This window comes from Bacillus sanguinis, assembly GCF_018332475.1.
GTDB classification, from domain to species: Bacteria; Bacillota; Bacilli; order Bacillales; family Bacillaceae_G; genus Bacillus_A; species Bacillus_A sanguinis.
The window spans coordinates 1-4,098 of the sequence record NZ_BOQB01000330.1 but is presented as its reverse complement, the minus strand read 5'-3'; the positions used below and the strand labels follow the sequence as shown (position 1 = coordinate 4,098).

At 35.7% G+C, this 4,098-nt stretch carries 7 protein-coding genes; 6 read left to right on the top strand and 1 reads right to left on the bottom strand.

The genetic code is table 11. The features are described from left to right. Positions 1–18: 18 nt before the first annotated feature. Positions 19–384, bottom strand: a complete 366-nt coding sequence (locus tag KI369_RS25180; protein WP_001160932.1) for a YugN family protein — start codon at positions 382–384, stop codon at positions 19–21. 206 nt (positions 385–590) lie between these two features. On the opposite strand from KI369_RS25180, the gene KI369_RS25175 reads away from it, so the two are divergent. The 6 genes from KI369_RS25175 to KI369_RS25150 form a co-directional block, all read left to right on the top strand. Then, the gene (locus KI369_RS25175; protein WP_144614638.1) at positions 591–1,625 is read left to right on the top strand and encodes a CAP domain-containing protein; all 1,035 of its coding nucleotides are present in this window, start codon (positions 591–593) and stop codon (positions 1,623–1,625) included. Between the two features lie 176 nt (positions 1,626–1,801). Next, the gene (locus tag KI369_RS25170) at positions 1,802–2,251 is read left to right on the top strand and encodes a YlbD family protein (RefSeq protein WP_212958018.1); all 450 of its coding nucleotides are present in this window, start codon (positions 1,802–1,804) and stop codon (positions 2,249–2,251) included. 11 nt (positions 2,252–2,262) lie between these two features. Further along, the gene (locus tag KI369_RS25165) at positions 2,263–2,508 is read left to right on the top strand and encodes a YlbE-like family protein (RefSeq protein WP_001200991.1); all 246 of its coding nucleotides are present in this window, start codon (positions 2,263–2,265) and stop codon (positions 2,506–2,508) included. A gap of 82 nt (positions 2,509–2,590) precedes the next feature. Next, complete coding sequence (locus KI369_RS25160) at positions 2,591–3,163, top strand: histidine phosphatase family protein (RefSeq protein WP_212958022.1); 573 nt, start codon at positions 2,591–2,593, stop codon at positions 3,161–3,163. 116 nt (positions 3,164–3,279) lie between these two features. After that, a complete protein-coding gene (locus KI369_RS25155; RefSeq protein ID WP_166701979.1) occupies positions 3,280–3,729 on the top strand; it encodes a YlbF/YmcA family competence regulator in 450 nt (149 codons plus the stop codon). A gap of 126 nt (positions 3,730–3,855) precedes the next feature. Further along, positions 3,856–4,098: YlbG family protein (locus KI369_RS25150; protein WP_212958020.1), on the top strand; the 243-nt coding region annotated here is incomplete at its 3' end.

Below are 4,098 nucleotides of genomic sequence, written 5' to 3'. Positions count from 1 at the left end.
GATGCACTCGTTTTTATTTTATTCAATGATTTGGAATTCTTTTAACTCTTTTTCGACATTTTGTAGGAGTTGTTCGCTTTTTTGAAGTACATTTGTTGGGAAAGTTTCACCATCACCATACTCAACGCCGTGAGGATAATAATGTTTACCTAATAAGGGAGGAAGTAGTTTTATTTCAGCATGTCTACTACCAATGTCACCTTCAACAGCTAAACCTTGTACGCGTAAATAATAAACATCGTTTAATATTTCGAATTTATAATCGTATGTAACTCGTTCATAATCCCACTGTCCAGCAAGTACAAAATGATTCTTTTCCATAATCTCTGTTAATAGTGCTAGATCAACGACTGCACCATTAAATTTCGTATTTGTAAATTGCATATAATACCTCCTCTTTTCATGTTATACCATTATTTTTATAATAGTATGAATAATAAGAAAGTGCAATTCATATTGAGAGAAAAGGGATAATCCAGACTTTTTTTGCGAAAATATGATATAGTGAAAAGAGTACGGTACACACAAAAAAGGAAAGAAAAGGATTTGTGTATATCTCAATTTTATGTTTTGTGCAGGAGGTATATCGATTGAAGAAATTATTGCGTATCGTAATGATTACATTTTTAATATTAGCTGTTGATTTATACGGGAAATTACTCGTTTCACAATATATATTAACCCCGTCTCAATCAAAGCAAGAAAATAAAATTGTGAAAAAGAAAAAACAAGTAAATGAAGAATCTTCAAATACGGTTTTAAATATGATTGGTGGAGACTCTGAAAATTTATTAGCAAAATGGGGCGAACCATCTCGAATAGAGCCATCTGCTTACGGGTATGAATGGTGGGTATACAACCAAGATTTAGCACAGTATGTTCAATTCGGGGTTGCAGAACGTAAAGTTGTAACGGCGTATGTTGCTGGTGAGCAAGTTAAGGTGCCGCCTTATTATATAAATGAAAAGTATGAAGAAGTGTATAAAAAGAATCCACTCTCTCATGAGATTTCGTTAAAAAGAGGGAAGAATAGTTATCAATTTGAGTTATCTGATACGGAAGTGATGGAACAACCGTTAATACCTGTTGAAGATGGATGGGCACAATTATATTTTGATCATTTTACACATGAGCTTGTTGGTGTTCGTTATATGGATGACGAAACGTTATTACGCCAAAGACCGTATCAGCTTGTTTATTCAGGTGAATTACTAGCTGAACAACCATTGACTCCGGAAAAAATGAAACAAATAGAGAATGGGAATATGCAACAAATTTTTGATTTAACAAATATTATCCGAAGTCGTCATGAGTTGCCGTTGTTAACGTGGGATCAACAAACGGCAGATGTGGCTATTGGTCATAGTAAAGATATGAAGGATAATAATTACTTTTCACACGATTCACCTACACTAGGTACATTAGGAGATCGTTTACAGCGCGGGAAAGTAGGATTTCAACTTGCTGGTGAGAATATAGCTGCGCAACATAGTGATGGGATTGCGGCGGTGCAAGGTTGGTTAAATAGTGAAGGTCACAGAAAGAATGTATTAAATGAACAATTTACAGGATTAGGTGTTGGGGTATACGATAAGTTTTATACACAAAACTTTATTCGAAAATAAAATTTTGTGTAGGGGATACTTCTCGGTTAAGTACTTCTTATTCACTGAATTGTAGGTAGAAATCTTACCGTATGCAAATAGCAGGATAAAAAGGTGCATGAATCGTCTAAAAATAGGCGAACCATGCGCCTTTTTTTTCTTATTATATAGTAGATATACATGAAGAGGTGAGGATTATGCCGACAACAAAAGGACCGTTACATCCATCGGTTCAACAGTTTAAAGAGTTTGTAAACCATCACCCTAAAATGGTTCATGAAGTTAGAAGTGGTCATAAAACTTGGCAACAGTTTTATGAAGAATGGTACTTACTTGGTGAGGAAGATCCAATATGGGCAAATTTTAGACCTGATGGAGCGCCTGTTTATACTTCGGTAAAAGAAAATAAAAAAGAAAAAGAAAAAGAAAAAGATAATCGAACTGAAGAGGAAAAAACTGCCGATGTGATGGGACAAATGCTTTCTTTCTTTAAAAAGCTAGATGTGGAACAAATGCAACACCATTTAGCCAATGTGACGAGTGCTATTGGAACTGTGCAACAAGTTTTTCAACAATTTCAAGGAAACCGCACGCAGCAAGAAGAGAGTACTTCCGAAAATAATCCATTTTTCTTTCAGAAGGATTAGGGGGAAAGCGGATGAGAGCAGAAATTATGGAGTTTATAAAGGCTGATGAGGATCTATCTCGCTATATTAGGGAGCAACCGTACTGGTATAGAAAGCTAACGCGAAACCCTGAAGAAAAAGAGGCATTTGAGTTAGCGGCTATGCAACATTTCAAAAAAACGATACCAGATAAAGTTGAGAAATTCCAAAACCAATTGGCAGTTGCTTCCATTATGATTGATATGTTTCAGTATATGAAGCAGCAAAATACAACATAATTGGAAGGGAAAACTATGTCCGTCATGCAGAACTTTTGATACAATAGAAGCGGATTATTTAAAAAGGAGTTGCAGCATGAGCATGACGGAAATTTGTTTAGTACGACATGGACAAACTGATTGGAATTTTCAAGAAATTATTCAGGGACGTGAAGATATTCCACTTAATGAAGTGGGAAAGAAGCAAGCAAGTCAAAGTGCAGCTGCTTTGCAAGCGGAAGCATGGGATTTAATTATAAGTAGCCCATTAATTAGAGCGCACGAAACAGCTAAGGAAATTGCAGGGGCTACAGGATTACAATCGATTTTATTAGATGAGCGATTTGTTGAACGTAATTTTGGTGAAGCTTCTGGGAAGCCGGTTGCAACTGTTAGGGAGCTAATTGCAGAAGGTAAAGTAGAAGGTATGGAGCAAGATGAAGAGATTGTAACTCGCTGTTTTGCTGCTGTAAAAGATGTTGCAGAAACTCATTCTGGCAAACGTATTATCATTGTAGCTCATTCACATGCGATAAAAGCAATTTTACATGCAATTGCGCCAGAAGATATTTCGTTTAAGACACCATTAAAAAATGCATGTATTAGTTATGTGAAAGAAAATAGTGGGCAATGGGATGTTTTGAAATATAATATTGCGGAACATATTAATGTATAAGTATGTGCTGACATTATATAAAAAATAGTTAGAGTAATATCTTACTGTTTAGTGAGACACTTCAATTAGTAGTTCTATTCTAAATGTGGTATGATGAATATTCGGAGGTGTCTCTCATGATTGTAGCGACGCTGGAAAGCGTATTGATATTAGATAAGGCAGAGCAGCTTGCAAAAGCGATCATCTGTTCAGATATAGCAGAAGATTATCGTAAGTGTTATAAAGAATTGCATGAAGATATGGAAGTTCAGACGTTAATTCAGCAATTTACAGCGATGAAAGAACGATATGAAGAAGTGCAGCGTTTCGGTAAATACCATCCTGATTATACTTTCGTTTCGACGAAAATGAGGGAGTTAAAGCGTTCTGTAGACTTACATGATAAGATTGCAGCTTTTAAACGAGTAGAAACAGCTTTGCAAAAGTTGTTAGATGAAGTTAGTGTCGCAATCGGTTCTGAGGTGTCTTCTTCCATCAAAGTTCCAACAGGAAATCCATTTTTTGATGCTGGTGGCTGTGGTGGCGGTTGTGGTACCGGCGGAGGTTGTGGCTGTAAAACGGGGTAAATCACCCCGTTTTTTAGAAGGTAGAAGAAAACGTATACAGAGTTTGTCCTGTAATGTCATAAATTTCTGATTGGTTTTCATAAAATATAAAATATATGTTTTTAAAAGGAGAAGATGGAGAAGATTATGTTCGGGCAACGACAAAGTATGATTGTTTATTTACATTCATTGAAACATGCCAAGATTTTAAGGAAATATGGTAACATACATTACATATCAAAACGCTTAAAATACGCAGTAGTATATTGTGATATGGAACAAATTGAGCATATGATGCAAAAGTTGAACAAACTTCCTTTTGTGAAAAAGGTAGAACCGTCGTACCGCCCGTATTTAAAAACGGAATTTGAAAATTCACGTCCTGATCGG